The organism is Propionivibrio sp., from assembly GCF_029255185.1.
In the GTDB taxonomy this organism is placed as follows: Bacteria; Pseudomonadota; Gammaproteobacteria; order Burkholderiales; family Rhodocyclaceae; genus Propionivibrio.
The window spans coordinates 1-19,157 of the sequence record NZ_JAPUVO010000057.1; the positions used below are offsets into that span (position 1 = coordinate 1).

Sequence of the window (19,157 nt, forward strand, 5' to 3'; positions counted from 1 at the left end):
CCGCCAGCGGCTCGACACTCTTGCGCGCGATCGGCAACATCAGCCCACGGCAATAGTCTTTCAAGCCGGTACTCCGCTCAGCACGGCCCAACACCTCGCACAGATGCTCAAGATAGCGCTCAAACTCGGCCTCGTTTCCCACTACTTCCTCCTGCCAACATGGAATACCTCCTTATCGGCAGGATTTGAGATAACTTAACACAGTAAGACTAGCAGCCTGTCGGACTTGATGGGTCGAAGCGAAAAATGTGGGAGACGAGCGCAGTTTTGCGCGGGTTTCAAGCGAATAGCTGTTCTATTCGCGCGGAAACACGGGCGAAAATGAGCCGTCTTCCCACATTTTGCAGCCGACTTGGTCAAGTCCGACAGGCTGCTAGGCATTACTTGTATTCGCGCCATTCCGGCGGCGTATCGTCGTGGTCGCCGTGCGGGTGACGTTCCCAGGCGTGGGTGTAAGCTTCGTGCTGTGATTTCTTGAGCAGACGATCGGGAGCGTCCAGGTTGTGCAACTGGGTTTCCTCAACGTAGTAGATCAGCGCGCGCATCATCTTGCTCATCAGCGTGTTGTCGAGGTGGAAGCCCTTGTCTTCGAGAGTGCCTTCGAGCTCCTGCAACGAATGTTCGAGCAGATCGTAGGCCACGCCAACGGCATGGCGTTCGACATGCGGCTCGACTTCGAGATGCTCCAGCTTACCGAGGAAGTCGGAAGCTTCAGGCACTTGCCCGGGAGGGAACTTTGAAAACAGAAGATTCCGTTCCTTGCGGATCGGCGCCTGTTTGTGCGGCGTGGCGACCGGTCGTTTCACAGTTCGCTCCCCCAAATTTCCTACGGCCTATTCTGTATGATCTGCAGGCCCTTGAGCAGGTTGAGTGCCTGGCTGAGTTGATAATCCTTCTTTGAAGCCAGTTCGCGGGTCGGCGGCTCAATCGGTTCTTCGACCTCATTGCCTGGAGGAGTGGCCTTCGGCTTGGCGGGCGCTTTGCTTTGCGGTTTGGCAGGGGTGGTGGCGTCCTTGTCTTTGTTGCCATTGTCCAGGTGATTTTCCAGGTCCGCTTCGCGCAGTCGAGCCGAAGAACTCCCGTTGGCGCTCTCCTCGACGACGATGTCCGGGACAATGCCCTTGGCTTGAATTGAACGACCGGACGGCGTGAAGTAACGTGCCGTCGTCAACTTGATTGCCGTGTTGCCGGGCAAGGGCAGTACGGTTTGCACCGAACCTTTGCCAAAGCTTGTAGTGCCAAGAACGATCGCGCGCTTGTGATCTTGCAGTGCGCCGGCAACGATCTCAGACGCGGAAGCCGAACCCCCGTTAATCAGTACGACCATCGGCACCTTGCGCGTTTCTGCTGGCAGGCTTTTGAGGTAGTCGTCCCGGCTGCCACGCAGGTAATCCTCGGGCATGGCGTAGAACTGGTGTTTAGCGTCGGCCGTGCGGCCATCGGTCGAGGTCACCAGCGTTTTCGGGTTCAGGAAGGCAGCGGATACGCCAATGGCCGTATTTAGCAATCCACCCGGATCGTTGCGCAGGTCGAGCACCAAGCCTCTGAGCGGTCCTGGTTTGTAGAGCTCGTTGATGTGTTTGGCCAGCGATACACCGGTGTTTTCCTGGAACGAGGTAATACGCAGGTAGCCGTAGCCCTCTTCGACGAGTTTGGATTTGACGCTCTGGACTTTGATGACTTCACGTATCAGCGTGACCTCAATGGGCTTGGTTTCGCCCTTGCGCAGAATGGAAAGCTTGATCGGAGTTTTCGGTTTGCCGCGCATGCGTTTTACCGCATCGGAGAGCGTCATACCCTTGACCAGCGAATCGTCGAGTTTGAAAATCAGGTCGCCGGACTTGATACCGCCTCGATCGGCGGGGGTATCCTCAATCGGCGAAACGACCTTGACCAGGCCGTCTTCCATGCCAACCTCAATACCGAGTCCACCAAACTCACCCTGGGTGCCAACCTGCAAATCCTTGTACGAGTCAGCGTCAAGATAGGTCGAGTGCGGATCCAGATTAGAGAGCATGCCGCTGATGGCATAGGTGATCAATTTCTTGTCATCGACTGGCTCAACATAACCCTGCTTGATGGCGTTGAAGACTTCGGCAAAGGTTCGCAGCTCTTCAATCGGGAGACTGGCGCGGGTTTCCTTTTCGGCCATTGCCGAGAACTGCATGCTGATCAGAATGCCGCCCAGCAACCCGGCGCAAATCAGTCCGGCTTGTTTCAACTTACCCATCTATTTCGCTCCAAGACATTATCATTTCAGATTAACCCATTTCAGCGGGTCGAGCGGTTGCCCCTGATGACGCAGTTCAAAGTATAAACCGGATTCCGGATTGCCACCGCTGTTCCCCACGGTAGCAATGGTGTCGCCGCCGCGGATGGTGTCTCCCGTCTGTTTCAGCAGTGCTTCGTTGTTGCCGTAAATTGACAGGTAGCTGCCACCGTGGTCGATGATTATGAGATTGCCAAAACCGCGCATCCAGTCGGCAAAAACTACCCGGCCGCCGGCAATGGCCTTGACCTCGCTGCCTGGATTGGCACGGATAAACAGACCTTTCCAGGTGCTGCCTTCCTGGCGGGCGCTGCCAAAGCGGTTGCTGACAATGCCTCGGCTCGGCAGGCGCAGCGCGCCTTTTTGGCGTACAAAATCGCCGGCGGGTGCTGCTTCAGGCGTACTGTCGTTGCTGATCTCGGTCGTCGTGAGCGGCGGTGAACGTTCAGCTTTTGGCGCCGTCGATTTGCGCGGCGCTTCACGTCGCGAAGGTGGCTTCACGACGATGCGCTTCGCCAGTTGTTCGATCAGTTGTGAAAGCCGCTTCTCGTTGCGTTGCAGGTTGCCGATTTCGCGTCGTTGTTGCGAAATTTGTACCGATATTTTTTCCAGCACCAGTTTGCGTTGCTCGCGTTGGGCAAGCAGCTTGCTGTGTTGCTCCTGCTGTCTGGCCTCGATCGCAGCCAGTTCCTCGGCGTGTTCACGGGTATCCGCAGCCAGCGCCTGTTTGCGGTGCAGGCTATTTTCAATCTGACCCAGAAGCTGGCTGCGGGCCCGGCCAATCAGCGCTAGATAATGCAGGTCGCGCGCTACTTGGCTCGGGTCGTCGCCGTTGAGCAACAGGCGCAGCGAGTCGGGTTTGCCTTGCAAATATTGGCGGTAAACGAGTTTTTCCAGTTGCGCCTGCTGGCTGTTTAGGCGGCTTTGCAGTTCGCTCGACTGGATCCCCAGTTCTTTTAGCGTTGCCTTGAGCTTGTCGCGCTGTGTGCTCAGATTGTGCAGATCGCGCTGGGTGACCGAGATTTCCTGTTCGACGTCTTTCAACTGATCGGCTGCGTCAGTTCGCTTGCCCTCGGCAGCGGCCATACCCTTGCGTAGCGATTCGATCTGTCCGCGCAGTTCCTTCAGGCTCCCCTTTTTTTCGGCAACATCGCTACTCGCTGCGGTTTCTCTGGCCCAGGCAGGAACGGAAAGCAGCCAGGCCGAGCAAGCCAGGACGGCGAGGGCAATAGGCAATTTCGCCGCAAGGAAACATTCACGCGGTCTGCGGTTTTTTTCCGGGGGAGCCTGGGTTTTGGCTTTGCTGAAGGGCTTCATTCGACCGCCTAGGGATTGCCTTGGGGACGCCCCCCGGATCACTAATTATTCTATAATGATTCCCCGCATTTAACGAGCATCAGGCATCGTGGCGATTCAGGTCAGTCTTATTGACAAGCAAGAACACATTGAACAGGCAGCGCGCGCACTCAAGTCGATCGCGCATCCGCTGCGCCTCAAAATACTTTGCGTGGTCGGCGACCAGGAAGCCTGCGTACAGGAGATTGTTGATGCGGTTGGTACGTCGCAAAGCAATATTTCTCAGCATCTGGCCATTTTGCGCAACAAAGGGGTACTACTAACGCGCAAGGATGCCAATCGCGTCTATTATCGTGTCGGTGACGCACGTACCCTGCAGTTGATAGGCATGATGCGTGAGGTCTTTTGCAACCACTGACATTGGCCGGCCCCGTTTTCACGCGGTATTCGCTGTAGCCCGTGTTTATTCTTTGATTATCTGTTGCAGTCTCTGGAGCGTCGCTTGGAATTCATTCAGCAAAACATGTATCTTTTCGCCATTGCCATCGTTAGCGGCACCATGCTGCTTATCGTTAGCTTTCGTCGTCCAGGCGATCACAACTCGCTGAATTCGACCCAGGCCACCTTGTTAATCAATCGCGAGGACGCGCAGATTGTCGATGTGCGCGAGCCCGATGAATACAGTGCCGGACACCTGCCTGAATCACGTAATATCCCGGCCGGGCGGCTGGAAGAGCGCGCTAGCGAACTCGACAAATTCAAGGATAAGCCGCTGATTCTGATTTGTCAGTCGGGGTCGCGTTCGACGGGTGCTTGCAAGCAACTGATGAATCTTGGCTTTACTCGTGCGCATCATCTTGAAGGCGGAATCAATGCCTGGCGCGCCGCTGGTCTGCCGCTCAAAAAAGGTAGCAAAAAATGAGTGTTGTGCCGCGCGTGCTGATGTATTCGACGGCGATTTGCCCCTTCTGCGTGCGCGCCGAGCAGTTGTTGCGTGCCCGGGGCGTCGTGCAAATCGAAAAGGTCCGTGTCGATCTTGACCCGGCGCGTCGTCTCGAAATGATGGAAAAAACAGCGCGTCGCACTGTACCGCAAATCTACATTGGCGATACCCATGTCGGTGGCTGTGACGATCTGATCGCTCTCGATCACGCCGGCAAGCTTCTTCCTCTGCTCTCCGGTGCAGTGGTTTGAGCGCCGACAATCCCTTACCCATTGACTTCAACAACCCCACTCACTAACCAAGAAAATCATCATGACTGAACAAGAAGCCCCATCATTCGCTATTGAAAAACTCTACGTCAAAGACCTCTCGCTTGAGGTTCCGAACGCCCCGGAAATCTTCCTTGAGCGTGAAATCCCTGGAGTCGACATCCAGTTGCAAACCGGCGTCAAGGGGCTTGGCGATGGCGCCTTTGAAGCAATCCTGACGGTCACGGTCACCGCCAAGCTGGACGAGAAAACCGTGTTTCTGGTTGAAGTCGGTCAGGCCGGCATCTTTCGTATCAAGAATGTTCCTGAGGACAATCTTGAACCGCTGCTTTCGATTGCCTGCCCGAATATTCTCTTTCCCTATGCCCGTGAAATTGTTTCGGAGTTGGTTACCCGTGCTGGTTTCGCGCCAGTTCTTCTGCAGCCCGTCAATTTCGAAGCGCTCTACGCCGCCCGCATACAGCAAGCCGAAGCAGAGGCGGCAGAGTCCGCTGCGGCAACGCTGCAATGAAGCGATTGCTGCTGCTCGTCGCTGCGGGCTTCGCCCTGGCGGCGAACGCCATCGAATACCGTACGGTGGAATCGGCAACGGTACTTTACGATGCGCCTTCACAGCGTGGCGGCAAGTTCTTCGTTATCAAGCGCGAGACGCCGGTCGAAGTGGTGGTCAGCCTTGAAGGCTGGTCCAAGGTGCGCGATGCCGAAGGCGGTCTGGCCTGGATCGAGAAGAAATATTTGTCCGATAAGCGTTCGGTCATCGTTACGGCCGACCGTGCCGAGGTTCGGCAGAAGGCGGAAGATGGTTCGTCGCTGGTTTTTGAGGCCGAGAAAAACGTCGCCCTTGACTATCTCGAAACCGCTCCCGGTGGCTGGATCAAGGTGCGCCATCGCGACGGCCAGTCAGGCTTTATTCGCGCCAATCAGATCTGGGGCCTGTAAGTTTGAAGCTTACGGTGATTGCCGCGGGCGCCTGGGGTACGGCACTGGCCATCGCTTTCAGCGCCAGGCATCAATTGACGCTGTGGACGCGTGAAGAAGATGTCACGCAGTCGATGTTGGCAAGGCGCGAGAACCGACATTTTCTTCCCGGCTTCCCTCTGCCTGAATCTTTGCATATCGGGACCGATTTTCAGGACGCTGTTTCTGGCGCGGACGTTCTGATTGTTGCAACGCCGCTGATCGGTTTTCGCCCCACCTTGCGCCGGATACGGCAGGCCGGGCTAATCAGGCCTCTGATCTGGGTGTGCAAGGGCTTGGAGGCGGAAACAGCCATGTTTCCGCATCAGGTCGTTGCCGAGGAGTTTGGCGAGGATGCACTGTGTGGCGCCTTGAGCGGCCCCAGTTTTGCGCAGGAAGTTGCGCAAGGCCTGCCGACGGCCGTCACGTTGGCCTCCGGCGATGCCGGGTTCGCGCGCCGCATGGCCTTGGAGTTGCACAGCGCGCGCCTGCGCATTTACGCCAATGACGACCTGCCGGGAGTCGAGGTCGGCGGTGCCGTCAAAAACGTCATGGCTATCGCCACCGGCATCTGCGATGGACTGGGGCTGGGACACAACGCCCGTGCCGCACTGATGACGCGCGGATTGGCCGAGATTGCCCGGCTCGGCGTGGCGCTTGGCGGGCAACCGAATACCTTCATGGGGCTGGCCGGCATGGGTGACCTCATCTTGACTTGTACTGGCGATCTCTCACGCAACCGCCAGGTCGGGCTGGGTCTGGCGGCTGGCAAGACCTTGCCGCAGATACTTGCCGACCTTGGGCACGTCGCGGAAGGGGTGAGCACGGCGCGTGAAGTGGCGCGTCTGGCGGCGCAACTGCGCATCGAAATGCCGATTACCCAAGCCGTCGATGCTGTCCTGCACCTCGACGTGGCAGCGGCAGAGGCGGTTGAAACCCTGCTCAGCCGTGATCCGAAGTCGGAAATGCAGTAGGACGAAAGGCAATTAACCACAACGGAGATCTGGTTCGCGTTGTGCCCGTTGTGGTCAAGCTAAATTCCCTCGACAAACCCCGCTTGCCGCCACGCCTCGAAAACCGTTACCGCTACTGCATTGGAGAGATTCAAACTGCGCTGCCCGGGCAGCATCGGCAGGCGTAAGCGCTGCGTTTCTGGAAATTCGGCCATGACTTCGGCGGGCAGTCCGCTGGTCTCGCTACCAAAAACGAATACATCGTCCATGCGCAACGCCGGTGCGTCAAAACGCTGTCCGCCGCGCGTCGTGATGGCGTACCGGCGTCGGCCGACCAGCGCCGCTTTGCAGCTCTCCCAGTCCGGGTGCCGGAAAACGCGCACGAACTCGTGATAATCGAGACCGGCACGTTTGAGCGAACGGTCGTCCCAGCGAAAGCCAAGCGGCTCAACCAGATGCAGTTCAGCACCGGTATTGGCGCATAACCGGATGACATTTCCGGTATTTGGCGGGATCTGCGGTTGAAACAATACGACAGCAGTCAAGGCGGGCTCCAAAAAACAGTATTGTTTTTTTTATAATCAGCTAGAATCAGATAATTAGCGCAATTACCTCGAAAATTACTGGAGCTTGCGATGGCTCGGCCGGAAAAGATACGCCTCGGCGATCTGCTCATTCAACAAGGTTTGCTCACCAACGAGCAACTGAAGTTTGCCCTCGAAGAGCAAAAACGCAGCGGTCGCAAGCTGGGCCGTATTGTCGTCGAAAGTGCCTTTGTGACGGAAGAGGCGATTTCGCAGGCACTGGCCGGTCAGTTGCAGATTCCCTATTTCGATCTCAAGCACTTCAATCCCAGGCCGGAACTGATCAACCTGTTACCCGAAGCGCAGGCGAGGCGCTTTCGCGCAGTGGTGCTGGACGAAGCTGACGGCAAACTGCGGGTGGGTTTCGTTGATCCTACCGACCTGCAAGCCTATGACGATATTTTCCGGCTGCTACGGCGCGATATTGAACTGGCGGTTGTCGCCGAAAGCCAGTTGCTGGCATTGATTGATCGCGTTTATCGGCGCACCGATGAAATTTCCGGTCTGGCCAAGGAGTTGACTGCCGATCTGAGCGATGTTCCAGTCGAATTTGGCGATCTTCTCGGAACCGCCTCGGGTGTAGAAGAAGCGCCGATCGTCAAACTATTACAAAGCGTCTTCGAAGAAGCCGTGCGTTCGCGCGCTTCGGATATTCACATTGAACCGCAGGAAAAGTCATTGCGCGTTCGTTTCAGAATCGATGGTGTGTTGCATGTGCAGATGGACGCTGACTCCAAGATTGCTGCGGCGCTATCCTTGCGCCTGAAGTTGATGTCCGGTCTTGACATCTCGGAGAAGCGTCTTCCGCAAGACGGCCGTTTCGCCATCAAGGTGCGCAACAACACGGTCGATGTTCGTATTTCGACCATGCCAACGCAGTATGGCGAGTCGGTGGTGATGCGTTTGCTCAACCAGAATACCGGGCTGCTTGGGCTTGACCGCCTCAACATGTCAGCACGCATACTCGATCGCCTGCGCCATGCGGTACGTCGCCCGAGCGGCATGGTGTTGGTCACAGGACCGACGGGTAGTGGCAAGACAACCACGCTTTATGCCGTGCTGTCCGAACTCAATACGACCGAGAAAAAAATCATCACTGTCGAAGATCCGGTTGAATACCGACTGCCAGGAATCAATCAAGTTCAGGTTCACGAGAAGATCGACCTCTCTTTCGAGCGTGTCCTACGCTCGGCTCTGCGACAGGATCCTGACATCGTTCTGGTCGGTGAAATGCGCGACGGGATCACCTCCGAAATCGGCATGCGGGCGGCAATTACTGGCCACATGGTTCTCTCGACCCTGCACAGCAACGACGTCATCTCGACGCCAATTCGTCTGCTTGATATGGGCGTGCCACGCTACATGGTCGCCTTGTCGTTGCAGCTGGTGTTGGCACAGCGGCTGCTGCGCCTGATCTGCGAAAACTGTAGCGAACCGCATACGCCGTCGCCGCAAGAACGCGAATGGCTGCGTTACGAGCTGGGTGACAGCGTCGATCGACGTCGCTACGTCATGGGCAAAGGCTGCGCGCATTGCGGTGGAACCGGCTACCAGGGACGCGCCGGCGTCTACGAAATGCTCGAAATGAGTAACGAAATCGTTGCCGCCATTAATAGTGACGACTCGGGAGTTTTTGTCCAGGCCGCACGCAAACAAATGGCCGGCGAAACCCTGCGCCGCGACGCCGTGCGTCTGGTGGTCAAGGGACGCACGAGCATCGAGGAAGCCATGCGCATCAGTAATCAGTTTGAGGACTGACCATGCCAACCTTTGCCTATAAGGGACGTCGCGCTGGCGGGGAGCTCGTTGAAGGTGTGCTCGACGGGGTGAGCGCCAGCGCTATCGTTGATCTTCTACGCGACCAGGGGCTGACGCCGGTCGACATCAGGGAGGCGAAGGCCAGCTCGACCAGGCCTGGTTTTGGGTTGAATGACGCGCTGTTCAGGCAAAAAGTTTCGCATATTGACCTGCTGCTCTTTAGTCGACAGATGCATACCCTGCTCAAATCCGGAGTGCCAATCCTGCGCGCCTTGAATGGCTTGCAGGATGCGGCGATCAATCCGTCGATGAAAAGTGTCATTGGCGAGGTGCGTGAAAGCCTCGAAGGCGGCCGCGAATTATCGCAGGCGCTGGCCAAGCATCCTCACGTTTTTTCGGCCTTTTACCTGTCAATGGTACGTGTCGGAGAATCTACCGGGATGCTCGAAGACATCTTTTTCAGGCTTTTCGAGCACCTTGAGTTTGAGCGTTTCATGCGCGAACAGGTCAAGTCGGCGCTACGCTACCCGAGTTTCGTCGTCGTTACCATGGCCATCGCAATCGTCATCGTCAATGTTTTTGTCATCCCAAAATTTGCTGAGGTGTTCTCAAAATTTGGCGCTGAACTCCCCCTAATGACACGTATGCTGCTCGGATTTTCCAACTTTATGTTGGCTTACTGGCCTGCCCTGCTTGCTGGCGCGGTCGGCGGTGTGCTGGCCTTTCGCGCCTGGGTGGGAACTGCCGATGGGCGCCACAGCTGGGACCGCATGTCACTGAAAATCCCGATCGCCGGGAAGATTCTGCACAAGGCGGCACTTTCACGTTTTGCCCGAAGTTTTTCCCTGGGCATCCGCAGTGGGGTTCCGGTCATGCAGGCCTTGTCCAATTCGGCGCAAACGGTGGACAACCTCTATGTCGCTCGCCGCGTGGACAGCATGCGCGAGAGTGTTGAACGCGGCGAGAGCCTGCTGCGATCGGCCATCGACAGTGGTGTCTTCACGCCCATTGTGCTACAGATGGTCGCCGTCGGCGAAGAGTCGGGCGCCGTCGACGACATGATGGACGAGATCGGCGACATGTATCGCCAGGAAGTCGAATACGGGCTGAAAACGCTGGGGCAGCAGATCGAGCCGATCCTGATCGTCATGCTCGGCATCATGGTGCTGATTCTGGCGCTTGGCATCTTCCTGCCGATGTGGGATCTGGGCAAGGTGGCGATCAAACGATGACGCCGCGTTACACCCATCGCCTGGACTACTACACGGGGTCACGCTGGTTTCAGGGAGCACTGGTTTTAGCCCTGATTGGGGTGCTGGCGAGCGGGTTGTTGTCAGCATTGAGTGACGCCAGGGAACGGGCAGAAAGGCAGTGGGTAGATCTGCTGATACGCCACATGCGTACAGGAATGCAACTGGCGATGGGTATGGCCATCATGCAGCAGCGGGGGGGCGAAATGGCTTCATGGGTGGACAGCAACCCGGTGCGCTGGCTGGACTCGTTGCCGCAGGGTTACCGCGGCGAATGCTCGATTGATGAGAGCGGGGCCTTATCTGCGGGTGAGTGGTGTTTTGAGCGTGATCGTCGCGAACTGGTTTACCGACCGCAGCACAGCGATCACCTACATATGTTGCCAGAAGGCGGCGCGTGCAGCCAATTACGCTGGCGTGTGGCGCGGGCACCAGAAGCTGCGGCAAGCGGCGCTTTTGTTGGTTTGCGTATTGAAACCGCAGCATCCTGCCAATGGCTTCCAGAGGCGCGGTAAACAAGCAGGTAAAGTTACTGAGCATTTTGTCGTTACGCTTAAGAGGGTGTATGTTCGAGTCGGTCGTCATTTTTGGGAGGGTCTGCAATGAAAAAGTCGATACAAGGCTTTACGCTTATTGAACTCATTATCGTGATCAGCATCGTCGGTATTCTCGCGGCGGTTGCACTGCCGCGCTATATCTCGGCGCAAAAAGAGGCTAGAACGGCCAAGGCGCAGGCGATTTATGGCGGTGTGCGTGCCGCATCAGGGCTGGCTAAAGCCCGCTGCGAGCTAGATCTGGCGGCGCTGACCCCGGGGCCAACCTGTACCACAGTTGCGGGAACCGCCAATATGGACGGCACGGCAGTGGACATGGTCAATCGCTATCCGGCGGCAACCGTCACCGGAATTCTGGCTGCTGCCCAGATTGATTCGGCCAATGACGGCGTTACGATTACCGCCGGTCCGCCACTACTGATCACCATCAACGGCGCAGCAACTGCTGCCAACTGCCGTATCACCTACACCGCCGCACCGGCGAACGGCTCGCCGTCCATCGTACTGGATTCTTCCGATTGTTAACGCTCTAAGAAAGGCGACTGTCATGCAAACGCAAAAGGGGTTTACCCTGATTGAACTCATAGTGGTCATCGTGATTCTCGGCATTCTGTCGGCGACGGCGCTGCCGAAGTTTCTCGATCTTTCGGTCGATGCCGGTACTGCGGCGGCCAAGGGTGTCGGCGGGGCGCTCGCTTCGGCGACGGCGATCAACTACGGCGCCAAAGTCGCGGGAAATGTCGGCGCCGTGACCTTAAATGCGGACAACGCCACGACTTGTACTACCGCCGTTTTGCAGCCCTTGCTAAGCGGCATAACCCTGACTGACGGGGCTGGCGCCACAGCCGATTCCGATACCTACAACATTGCAGCGGGGGCGGGCGCGGTGACCTGCTTGGCTAGTCCAGGTGTCGCTGCCAAGTGTGTGGTCCAAGGGAGTAAAGGCCTTGCCTATCAAGCGACGATTATTTGCACAGGGCCGTAATCGCATCGCCAAATTGTTCGCGTGATGTCAATAATATGATCAATACGAAAGGGAAAGTCATGTCTAATCAAAAGGGGTTTACATTAATCGAGCTCATCGTTGTTATCGTGATTCTCGGTATTCTGTCGGCGACCGCGCTACCCAAATTCATCGATCTCTCGGCCGACGCCGGTACTGCTGCGACTAAGGGTGTTGGCGGGGCGATCGCCTCGGCGACGGCAATCAATTACGGCGCCAAAGTGGCAGGCAATGCTGGCGCCGCTGTTCTAAATGGAACCAATGCTGCTACTTGCACAACAGCGGTATTGCAGCCTCTGCTCAGTGGCATTACGTTGGCGAATGGTGCTGGCGCCGCTGCCGATAGTGACACCTACAACATTACGGTAGGCACCGGTGCGCCGGCAGTGACCTGCGCGGCCAGTCCGGGCGTTGCCACTAAGTGCAAAATCCAGGGCGTTAAGGGTCTGGCCTACGAGGCCACGGTCATTTGCACTGGGCCATAATGAAAGAGGGCGGCCACAAATTCGTCATTCCGGCGTAAGCCGGAATCCAGAGCATCGATGAATTCGGGGCCGGCTTTCGCCGACGCGACAGGTTTTATGCCTGAACAAACCGGATGCACTTGCCGAACGCAAACAAAAAACGAGTGCGATATAAATAACAAATATCCTTGTTATTTAGCGGGTTAATAGGTATCTTTAAACGAAATTGTAATTAGGACGATTGGATGCCTCCGTTTTTCTCATCGCGCCGCAAACTAGGTTGGCTGGCTATCCTTCCGCAGGGTGGAACGGTGACTCTTGCGCACGTGGTGCGTGAGCAAAATTCGCGACCGGAAGTCAGGCTGCTGGAGAATTTCTCTGTTGAAGGTGGCGAACGCAATGCCTTGCAGCGCTTGAGTATTGCTCGACGTTTTAGCGCCTATGCCTGTACCACCCTGCTCGGTGGCGATGAGTACAACGTAACCCAGCTTGATTCGCCGCCAGTCCCCAGGGAAGAGCGCAGGGAAGCGTTGCGCTGGGCACTCAAGGAGATGGTCAGTTATCCGCTCGAAAGCGCCTGTGTCGAAGTCCTCGATATTCCAGATGCAGTACTGCCGCCGGGGCGCTCGGCAGGGGTGCTGGTGGTGTCTGCCGCCGAGCGGGCCGTGTGCGCGCTGGTCGCCGTGTTCGAAGCGGCAAACATAACGCTGGCGGCGCTGGATATTCCAGAACTGGCCCAGCGCAACGTGGCGGCGCTGCTCGAAGACAGGAATCGCAGCCTGGTCTTTCTGCGCATCGACGAGACGGGAATGATGCTGACGCTGACCTTTCACGGCGAACTGGTTGCCGTGCGGCGTGGCGAAATCAATACGCTTCAGTTGAATGGGAACGACGCTGAGCAGCGTGTACGGGTTAGGGAACGTCTGGTGCTTGAACTTCAGCGCAGCCTGGATAACTTTGATCGGCAGTACAGCCATATTCCCATTTCCAGGGTGATACTGGCGAGTTATCCGCAGGTCGAGAATCTTGCCGCCGAACTCGGTGAAAACACCTATGTCCCGTTGCAGGAGATGGAGTTATCTGGCGTGATGGATTTTTCGGCGATACCGGAATTACGCAACCCCCAGTACCAGGCAAAAAATCTTCTGGTTATTGGCGCTGCGTTGCGCTCCGCTGAGGTGGTGGTGTGAGTCAGCAGATCAATCTTTACGAAGCTCGCCTGCGACCGCGTCATGAGTTGGCGGTGGCGCGCAATCTCGGGATCTGTACGCTGCTGGTACTGGTGTTGATGACGGCGTTGGCGCAATGGGCCAGCTTCGAGGCGAAGCAGAAGGGCGAAGCGAGCGCGCTGTCCCAGCAACGCTTGCGCGATGAACAGGAGAAATTGAAAGTCTTGACGCAGAAGGTTGCGCAGCGCCGGGTATCGCCGGCATTGGTAGCCGATCTGGACAGTGCGAAAGCGAAGCTGGCGGTCAGCACTGAGCTTATTGGAATTCTGGACTCGGGAACGCTGGGCAATACCTCGGGCTTTGCTGCGTTAATGAATGGCTTTGCCAGGCAGTCGGCAAGCGATGTCTGGCTGACCGGATTTGTGGTGACGCAGGGCGGGGTGGAAATCGAAATTCGCGGACGCCTGCTTGATCCGACAAAGCTGCCGGCCTACGTGCAGCGCTTGAGCAGCGAACCGGTATTTCAAGGCCGTCGTTTTGCCGCGCTGGAAGTGCAAGGGGTTGATCCCGACGAACAGAAGGCGGATCAGCCTGGCGTCACGAAAGTGCCTGAGGCAAAGGGGGGCGCACAGTCCGCCGTTAGATCACCCCGTTTCGTCGAATTTGTTCTGCGTTCGGAAAATGCAGGTGGGACCGAGGCGATGACGCGCGCTGGCGGGGGGAAACGATGAAAGCGCTTTGGCTAAAATGGGCCACACGCTACGATGCGCTGCAATTGCGCGAGCGTTGGTTGGTGGCCGGAGCCGTGCTGGGCGGGATTGTCATAATCGCTTATGCACTGTTCATCGAGCCCACTCTCAAACGTGCTCAACTGGCAGAACGCAGTGTTGTCGAGCAGCGCGAGCAGCTTTCCGCTTTGCAGGCGCAGATGATCGTTTTACAGTCATCCGGACAGGATCCGGATACGCTTGCACTGAGCGAACTGGCTAAGCTGAAGCAACAGTTGGCCGTGCTTTCTGGGCGCCTGGAGGCCATGGAAAGTTCGTTGCTGCCGCCACAACACATGTCCACATTGCTCGAAGACATGATCGGTCACAAGACGGGCCTGCGCCTGCTTAGCCTGAAAACACTGACGGTAGCGCCGCTGCTGGAGAAAAAGAAGGTGGGCGCTGACGATGCGCCAAAAGCAGGGGAAAAGCCGTTGGCTTCTCCTGACAAACCGCCCCCCCCGGCAGGGCTATTCAAGCATGGCGTTGAAATCAGACTGGAAGGGGGTTATCAGGATCTGCTGGCCTATCTTGAACGGCTTGAGCGTTCGAATATGAAGCTGCTGTGGAGCAGCATTTCCCTTTCAGCCGAGAGGCACCCCAAATTGGTGCTGACACTAACTGTATATACCTTGAGTCTGGACCGGGCATGGCTAATCGTCTAAAGCTGGTTTGGCTGGTGCTGAGTACATTGGCGGGCGGCGTGTTAGCGCAGACGCCGAATAACGACCCGACCCGCCCGCCCGCCGGTATGACAGCCGGCACGCCGGAGGCCGTGGCGCTCACCGGTCCGGTCTTGCAATCGGTCATGATCCCGAAGAAGGGCAAGCCGGTGGCCGTCATCAGCGGGCAGCAAGTCAGGCTCGGCCAAGCTTACGGGGACAGTCATCTAGTCAAGCTGACTGAGCGTGAAGCCGTTCTCGATGGACCCGGCGGAATTGAGCGCTTGCTGCTCACGCCAGGTATCGAAAAGACCAACATCACTACGAAAACCAGCATCAAAACAACGCCTGCCGCCAAGCGTGTGCAGAGTGGGGGTATGCCATGAAGTCCAGATTGATTCTGTTGTTTGCATTAATGCCGCTGTTGGTCACCGGCTGCGCCACCCATCAGAAAGCCCCAGGGGCCACTTTTGAGCGGGTCGGGCAGGAAATGCAGGGGGCGGTCAGCGCTCGGTCGAAGAGTGCCGAGGATGCGCTAAGCCAGGCCATGCTTCCGGCCTTGCAACTTGACTTGCCTGATTCGGCAAAAAGCGTCGAGCCGCGTTTTGATCTGGCGGTGAGTAATGCGCCGGCAACCCAGGTTTTCATGGCTTTGGTTAGTGGTACGCGCTATAGCATGCTGGTGGCGCCGGAAGTGGCTGGCAACGTGACGGTCAACCTGAAAAGCGTGACGGTGCGTGAAGCGCTGGAGACACTGCGTGATCTGTATGGCTACGAGTTCAAGTTCCAGGGAACGCGCATCTATATTCAGCCCAACACAATGCAGACGCGAATCTTCCAGATCAACTATCTGGACGGGAAACGTCGCGGGCAGACAGAGATCCGGGTCAATTCTAATTCGATTTCCTCGACACAGCCGCAGGCTGCCGGGACAACGTCTTCTAGTTCTGGAGCGCCTTTTCAGCCCGCAGCCGCGGGTGGTGGAACAAGCTCAGGCCCACCGAGCAGCCAGATATCGACAAGCACCAACAGTGATTTCTGGAAAGACCTGACCACCGCGCTGACCAGCATTGTCGGCGTGCAGGACGGGCGGGCCGTGATTGTCAACCAGGGTTCCGGCGTCGTGTTGGTCAAGGCTTTTCCGGCAGATATCCGATCCGTCGAAAACTACTTGCGAATCACCCAATTGATCGTCGAGCGCCAGGTGATGCTCGAAGCCAAGATCATCGAGGTGGAGCTGAACGAAGAGTTTCAGTCGGGGGTCAACTGGAACCAGTTTGGCGGTAGCAACAACCGTTTTGCCCAAGGCGTGATGCAGCCTGGAACGGTCCTGAATACGACCAACCGGGCTGGATTTGATGCTACCACTAACCTTGCTCAAAGTGGGGCCGGTGCGGTGACCGCACCTGGCGTTGGCATATTGCCGGGAGTCGGTGGGATTGCTGCGGCGACCAAGCTGGGCAGCGGGTTTTTCGGACTGGCTTTTCAGAGTGCCAACTTTGCGGCACTGCTTAACTTCCTGGAAACCCAGGGCAATGTTCAGGTCTTGTCGAGCCCGAGAATTGCCAGTATCAACAACCAGATGGCGGTGCTCAAGGTTGGTGTCGACGAGTTTTTTGTAACCAACGTGAGTTCTACGGTGAATTCGTCCGGAACCAGTAACGTGACGACACCATCGATTACCCTTCAGCCTTTCTTTTCAGGTATTGCCCTGGATGTGACACCACAGATCGACGGTGAAAATAACATCGTTCTGCATGTTCACCCCTCAATCAGTGTGGTGAAGGCGAAGCAGACGATCATCGACCTTGGAACACTCGGCCAGTTCACCTTGCCGCTGGCCAACAGTGCGGTCAATGAAACAGACAGCGTAGTTCGGGTGCAGGACGGCAACATCGTCGCCATCGGTGGCTTGATGAAGCAGGAGCAGGCGTCAGATGCCAATGGTTTGCCGGGGACCACGGCGTCTTCGGGTTGGGGCCTGTTGTTTGGAACGCGCAACAGCTATGTCAGAAAACGCGAGTTGGTCATTCTCATCAAACCGACAATCATTCGCAACGAGTCGAGTTGGAAGGATGATCTGATCGAGACGCAGGAGCGAATTCAGCAACTGGATCCACGCCTGACGCCACCTCAGGCGCAGCAGTGATGGCCTTCACGCTACGGAGCCGGCCTTGTATCTGAAACATTTTGGCCTCACCGAGCTGCCGTTCCGCATTACACCGGATACTAGCTTCACCTATTCAGTCCAGTATCATCAGGAAGCGCTCAACACCCTGCTGATGGCGCTCAATCAGGGCGAGGGTTTCGTCAAAATCTGCGGTGAAGTTGGCACCGGCAAGACCCTGCTTTGCCGGCGCCTGCTGCAGACTCTTGATGATGGCTGGGTGACCGCCTATCTGCCTAACCCCAACCTGGATCCGGATACCCTCTTCTTGGCGTTGGCTGAAGAGTTGTTCATCAAGGATGTGATTGGCCTTGATCAGTTTCATCTGATGCGCCGGATTAACCATGCGTTGCTCGGCTATGCACGGGCGAAGAAACGGGTTGTACTCTGCATTGACGAAGCACAGGCGATGCCGCTTGAAACACTGGAGGCCTTGCGCCTGCTTTCAAATCTTGAAACCGAGAAACGCAAGCTATTGCAGATCGTTCTCTTTGGCCAGCCAGAGCTGGATCAGAAACTGCACCGTCCGGAAGTTCGTCAATTGCAGCAGCGAATTGCTTTTCATTACCGACTGGGTGGTCTGAAGAAAAGCGAAATCGGCGACTATGTAGCGCATCGTCTGCGCGTCGCCGGTTATCGGGGCGACAGCCTGTTCACCCCGGCGGCCTTGCGTGCGCTATATCGGGCGAGCGGCGGAACGCCGCGTCTGATCAACATTCTGGCGCATAAATCATTGATGTCGGTTTATGGCGAAGGTCGGCATACCGCCAAGCTGCGCCACGTTAGGCGAGCGCGCAAGGATACGGAGGGCGCGCGCCTCCTCTGGTGGTGGTGATGAGCGTGTTGCCGGGGCAGTTATGAGTCTGATCAACCAGATGCTGCAGGATCTCGATACGCGGCAGCACGGTGCCGGAAACGCCCTGCCCAATGACGTGCGACCTCTGCCGCAGCTCCAGCCTTCGCGGCTGCCGCTCATTCTCGGTAGCCTTGCGGTGCTTGTTCTGGGCGGTTTTTCTTTTTATCAACTAGAGCTGATGACCCCGCCTGACCCGCCGCTGGCGCCGGCCATTGTCGCGGCAGTGACGCCGCCCCCCGTAGCCGATCCGGAGCAGCGTGTGCAGGTCGAAGCGGCGCCTGAAGTACAGGCGTCGGCGGTCGACACCCTGTTGCAGGAACTGGATGGCAGCCTGCGCATGGCGGAATTTATTACGTCGCAGGCGGAAAAGAGTGCAAGGAAAAAGCCGGTCAAGGCGGCGATTGGTGATGACGATAAAAAATCTGCCCAGGCCAACAGCAAGCCGGAAGCGGATGAACACCAGCCGTCGGCCATAGGCAAGTTAGTCAGGAGTACGCAGATCGAGAGAACCGATTCGATCGCTTTGCCTCGGGAGCGTACTGAATCCGAATATCGCAAAGCCATTGGCGCAGTCAATCAGGGGCGGGTTGTTGAAGCCGTGGACGGGCTGCGTATCGCGTTGCGCGAAGATAGTTTGCATACTGCCTCCCGGCAGTTGCTGGTCAAGTTGCTGCTCGAAGCCAAGCGCCTTGATGAAGCCGTTCAGGTACTACAGGATGGACTACAGGGTCAGCCGGCGCAGATCGGCTGGGCGATGAACCTGGCGCGTTTGCAGGTTGATCGCGGAGATCTGGTGGGAGCCTGGCAGACGCTCAATTACTCGCAGCCGGCAGCGGGCAACAACGCTGACTATCAAGGTTTTACGGCGCACGTCCTGCAACGTCTCGGGCGTAACCGGGACGCCGCCGAACACTACCGGGCAGCGACCCGTCTGTCTCCCGGCGAAGGACGCTGGTGGCTGGGTCTGGGACTGACGCTGGAAGCCGACGGACGTTCAGATGAGGCCAGGGAGATGTTCATACGTGCCCGGCAAAGCGGCAACCTTAGCACTGAACTGATGGCTCTGGCCGAGCAAAAATTGCGCTAGTGGCCATATCGGGGTCAGACAATTTAATCTAGGTGATGAATATACATCGTTTGTGTCTCGTTCAAAACAATGTAAATATAGGCGGGCGCAGTGGATCAGCCAGGAATGTGCGGTCGTCATTTTTTGACTTTTTCGCACCAAGTTTGGTT

Annotated in this window: 24 protein-coding genes; 19 read left to right on the forward strand and 5 right to left on the reverse strand. The window is 57.0% G+C overall.

Translation table 11 applies throughout. From position 1 onward, the window contains the following. From Q1J43_RS01865 to Q1J43_RS01880, 4 genes are all read right to left on the reverse strand, one after another. A partial coding sequence (locus tag Q1J43_RS01865; protein WP_366141820.1) for a transposase occupies nt 1–142 on the reverse strand: 142 nt, incomplete at its 3' end. 238 nt (nt 143–380) lie between these two features. Then, complete coding sequence (locus tag Q1J43_RS01870) at nt 381–806, reverse strand: hypothetical protein (RefSeq protein ID WP_301100613.1); 426 nt, start codon at nt 804–806, stop codon at nt 381–383. Between the two features lie 20 nt (nt 807–826). Beyond that, the gene (locus tag Q1J43_RS01875; RefSeq protein ID WP_301100614.1) at nt 827–2,230 is read right to left on the reverse strand and encodes a S41 family peptidase; all 1,404 of its coding nucleotides are present in this window, start codon (nt 2,228–2,230) and stop codon (nt 827–829) included. A gap of 21 nt (nt 2,231–2,251) precedes the next feature. Then, the gene (locus tag Q1J43_RS01880; RefSeq protein WP_301100615.1) at nt 2,252–3,505 is read right to left on the reverse strand and encodes a peptidoglycan DD-metalloendopeptidase family protein; all 1,254 of its coding nucleotides are present in this window, start codon (nt 3,503–3,505) and stop codon (nt 2,252–2,254) included. Between the two features lie 169 nt (nt 3,506–3,674). Between Q1J43_RS01880 and Q1J43_RS01885 the strand changes: the two genes are divergently transcribed. The 6 genes from Q1J43_RS01885 to Q1J43_RS01910 all read left to right on the forward strand — a co-directional run bounded on the left by Q1J43_RS01885 (nt 3,675) and on the right by Q1J43_RS01910 (nt 6,708). After that, a complete protein-coding gene (locus Q1J43_RS01885) occupies nt 3,675–3,983 on the forward strand; it encodes a metalloregulator ArsR/SmtB family transcription factor (RefSeq protein WP_301100616.1) in 309 nt (102 codons plus the stop codon). Nucleotides 3,984–4,067: 84 nt separating this feature from the next. Continuing rightward, nucleotides 4,068–4,487 (forward strand): rhodanese-like domain-containing protein, encoded by a 420-nt coding sequence (locus tag Q1J43_RS01890; RefSeq protein WP_301100617.1) that lies wholly within the window; start codon nt 4,068–4,070, stop codon nt 4,485–4,487. After that, nucleotides 4,484–4,759, forward strand: coding sequence for a glutaredoxin 3 (grxC, locus tag Q1J43_RS01895; RefSeq protein WP_301100618.1), 276 nt, complete (start codon nt 4,484–4,486; stop codon nt 4,757–4,759). Before Q1J43_RS01890 ends, grxC begins: the two co-directional genes overlap by 4 nt. Before the next feature lie 61 nt (nt 4,760–4,820). Beyond that, entirely contained in the window at nt 4,821–5,288 is a 468-nt protein-coding gene (gene secB, locus Q1J43_RS01900) for a protein-export chaperone SecB (protein WP_301100619.1), read from the forward strand. Further along, nucleotides 5,285–5,716: an SH3 domain-containing protein gene (locus Q1J43_RS01905; protein ID WP_301100620.1), complete on the forward strand. Its 432-nt coding sequence runs from the start codon at nt 5,285–5,287 to the stop codon at nt 5,714–5,716. The genes secB and Q1J43_RS01905 overlap by 4 nt, the downstream gene beginning before the upstream one ends. Nucleotides 5,717–5,718: 2 nt before the next feature. Next, nucleotides 5,719–6,708: an NAD(P)H-dependent glycerol-3-phosphate dehydrogenase gene (locus Q1J43_RS01910; protein WP_301100621.1), complete on the forward strand. Its 990-nt coding sequence runs from the start codon at nt 5,719–5,721 to the stop codon at nt 6,706–6,708. 59 nt (nt 6,709–6,767) lie between these two features. On the opposite strand, the gene Q1J43_RS01915 is transcribed toward Q1J43_RS01910, so the two are convergent. Beyond that, on the reverse strand, nt 6,768–7,232 hold the full coding sequence (locus Q1J43_RS01915) for a tRNA (cytidine(34)-2'-O)-methyltransferase (RefSeq protein ID WP_301100623.1): 465 nt from the start codon (nt 7,230–7,232) through the stop codon (nt 6,768–6,770). Nucleotides 7,233–7,322: 90 nt separating this feature from the next. On the opposite strand from Q1J43_RS01915, the gene Q1J43_RS01920 reads away from it, so the two are divergent. The 13 genes from Q1J43_RS01920 to Q1J43_RS01980 all read left to right on the forward strand — a co-directional run bounded on the left by Q1J43_RS01920 (nt 7,323) and on the right by Q1J43_RS01980 (nt 19,008). Next, on the forward strand, nt 7,323–9,029 hold the full coding sequence (locus Q1J43_RS01920; RefSeq protein ID WP_301100625.1) for a GspE/PulE family protein: 1,707 nt from the start codon (nt 7,323–7,325) through the stop codon (nt 9,027–9,029). 2 nt (nt 9,030–9,031) lie between these two features. Next, a complete protein-coding gene (locus tag Q1J43_RS01925) occupies nt 9,032–10,261 on the forward strand; it encodes a type II secretion system F family protein (protein ID WP_301100626.1) in 1,230 nt (409 codons plus the stop codon). Then, nucleotides 10,258–10,794, forward strand: a complete 537-nt coding sequence (locus Q1J43_RS01930) for a hypothetical protein (protein WP_301100627.1) — start codon at nt 10,258–10,260, stop codon at nt 10,792–10,794. The genes Q1J43_RS01925 and Q1J43_RS01930 overlap by 4 nt, the downstream gene beginning before the upstream one ends. Before the next feature lie 87 nt (nt 10,795–10,881). Continuing rightward, complete coding sequence (locus tag Q1J43_RS01935) at nt 10,882–11,358, forward strand: prepilin-type N-terminal cleavage/methylation domain-containing protein (RefSeq protein ID WP_301100628.1); 477 nt, start codon at nt 10,882–10,884, stop codon at nt 11,356–11,358. 22 nt (nt 11,359–11,380) lie between these two features. Further along, nucleotides 11,381–11,818 carry a type II secretion system protein gene (locus Q1J43_RS01940; RefSeq protein ID WP_301100629.1) on the forward strand — a complete coding sequence of 146 codons (438 nt, stop codon included), beginning with the start codon at nt 11,381–11,383 and terminating at the stop codon, nt 11,816–11,818. Between the two features lie 59 nt (nt 11,819–11,877). Further along, on the forward strand, nt 11,878–12,321 hold the full coding sequence (locus tag Q1J43_RS01945) for a type II secretion system protein (RefSeq protein ID WP_301100630.1): 444 nt from the start codon (nt 11,878–11,880) through the stop codon (nt 12,319–12,321). 224 nt (nt 12,322–12,545) lie between these two features. Then, on the forward strand, nt 12,546–13,490 hold the full coding sequence (locus Q1J43_RS01950) for a hypothetical protein (RefSeq protein WP_301100632.1): 945 nt from the start codon (nt 12,546–12,548) through the stop codon (nt 13,488–13,490). Continuing rightward, nucleotides 13,487–14,200: a hypothetical protein gene (locus Q1J43_RS01955; protein WP_301100633.1), complete on the forward strand. Its 714-nt coding sequence runs from the start codon at nt 13,487–13,489 to the stop codon at nt 14,198–14,200. The genes Q1J43_RS01950 and Q1J43_RS01955 overlap by 4 nt, the downstream gene beginning before the upstream one ends. After that, nucleotides 14,197–14,901 carry a type II secretion system protein GspM gene (gene gspM / locus Q1J43_RS01960; RefSeq protein ID WP_301100634.1) on the forward strand — a complete coding sequence of 235 codons (705 nt, stop codon included), beginning with the start codon at nt 14,197–14,199 and terminating at the stop codon, nt 14,899–14,901. Before Q1J43_RS01955 ends, gspM begins: the two co-directional genes overlap by 4 nt. Then, nucleotides 14,886–15,284, forward strand: coding sequence for a hypothetical protein (locus tag Q1J43_RS01965; protein WP_301100635.1), 399 nt, complete (start codon nt 14,886–14,888; stop codon nt 15,282–15,284). Before gspM ends, Q1J43_RS01965 begins: the two co-directional genes overlap by 16 nt. Then, nucleotides 15,281–17,047, forward strand: a complete 1,767-nt coding sequence (locus Q1J43_RS01970; protein WP_301100636.1) for a secretin N-terminal domain-containing protein — start codon at nt 15,281–15,283, stop codon at nt 17,045–17,047. The genes Q1J43_RS01965 and Q1J43_RS01970 overlap by 4 nt, the downstream gene beginning before the upstream one ends. Nucleotides 17,048–17,072: 25 nt before the next feature. Beyond that, nucleotides 17,073–17,900, forward strand: coding sequence for an AAA family ATPase (locus tag Q1J43_RS01975; protein ID WP_301100637.1), 828 nt, complete (start codon nt 17,073–17,075; stop codon nt 17,898–17,900). A gap of 22 nt (nt 17,901–17,922) precedes the next feature. Beyond that, nucleotides 17,923–19,008: a tetratricopeptide repeat protein gene (locus Q1J43_RS01980; protein ID WP_301100638.1), complete on the forward strand. Its 1,086-nt coding sequence runs from the start codon at nt 17,923–17,925 to the stop codon at nt 19,006–19,008. The last annotated feature ends 149 nt before the right edge of the window (nt 19,009–19,157 follow it).

What these genes read in the sequence shown, in the direction of transcription:
- Q1J43_RS01925 (WP_301100626.1), top strand. Translation starts at nt 9,032, where the DNA reads ATGCCAACCTTTGCCTATAAGGGACGTCGCGCTGGCGGGGAGCTCGTT.
- Q1J43_RS01930 (WP_301100627.1), top strand. Translation starts at nt 10,258, where the DNA reads ATGACGCCGCGTTACACCCATCGCCTGGACTACTACACGGGGTCACGC.
- secB (WP_301100619.1), top strand. Translation starts at nt 4,821, where the DNA reads ATGACTGAACAAGAAGCCCCATCATTCGCTATTGAAAAACTCTACGTC.
- Q1J43_RS01875 (WP_301100614.1), bottom strand. Translation starts at nt 2,230, where the DNA reads ATGGGTAAGTTGAAACAAGCCGGACTGATTTGCGCCGGGTTGCTGGGC.
- Q1J43_RS01970 (WP_301100636.1), top strand. Translation starts at nt 15,281, where the DNA reads ATGAAGTCCAGATTGATTCTGTTGTTTGCATTAATGCCGCTGTTGGTC.
- Q1J43_RS01945 (WP_301100630.1), top strand. Translation starts at nt 11,878, where the DNA reads ATGTCTAATCAAAAGGGGTTTACATTAATCGAGCTCATCGTTGTTATC.
- Q1J43_RS01940 (WP_301100629.1), top strand. Translation starts at nt 11,381, where the DNA reads ATGCAAACGCAAAAGGGGTTTACCCTGATTGAACTCATAGTGGTCATC.
- Q1J43_RS01905 (WP_301100620.1), top strand. Translation starts at nt 5,285, where the DNA reads ATGAAGCGATTGCTGCTGCTCGTCGCTGCGGGCTTCGCCCTGGCGGCG.
- Q1J43_RS01980 (WP_301100638.1), top strand. Translation starts at nt 17,923, where the DNA reads ATGAGTCTGATCAACCAGATGCTGCAGGATCTCGATACGCGGCAGCAC.
- Q1J43_RS01935 (WP_301100628.1), top strand. Translation starts at nt 10,882, where the DNA reads ATGAAAAAGTCGATACAAGGCTTTACGCTTATTGAACTCATTATCGTG.
- grxC (WP_301100618.1), top strand. Translation starts at nt 4,484, where the DNA reads ATGAGTGTTGTGCCGCGCGTGCTGATGTATTCGACGGCGATTTGCCCC.
- Q1J43_RS01950 (WP_301100632.1), top strand. Translation starts at nt 12,546, where the DNA reads ATGCCTCCGTTTTTCTCATCGCGCCGCAAACTAGGTTGGCTGGCTATC.
- Q1J43_RS01965 (WP_301100635.1), top strand. Translation starts at nt 14,886, where the DNA reads ATGGCTAATCGTCTAAAGCTGGTTTGGCTGGTGCTGAGTACATTGGCG.
- Q1J43_RS01920 (WP_301100625.1), top strand. Translation starts at nt 7,323, where the DNA reads ATGGCTCGGCCGGAAAAGATACGCCTCGGCGATCTGCTCATTCAACAA.
- gspM (WP_301100634.1), top strand. Translation starts at nt 14,197, where the DNA reads ATGAAAGCGCTTTGGCTAAAATGGGCCACACGCTACGATGCGCTGCAA.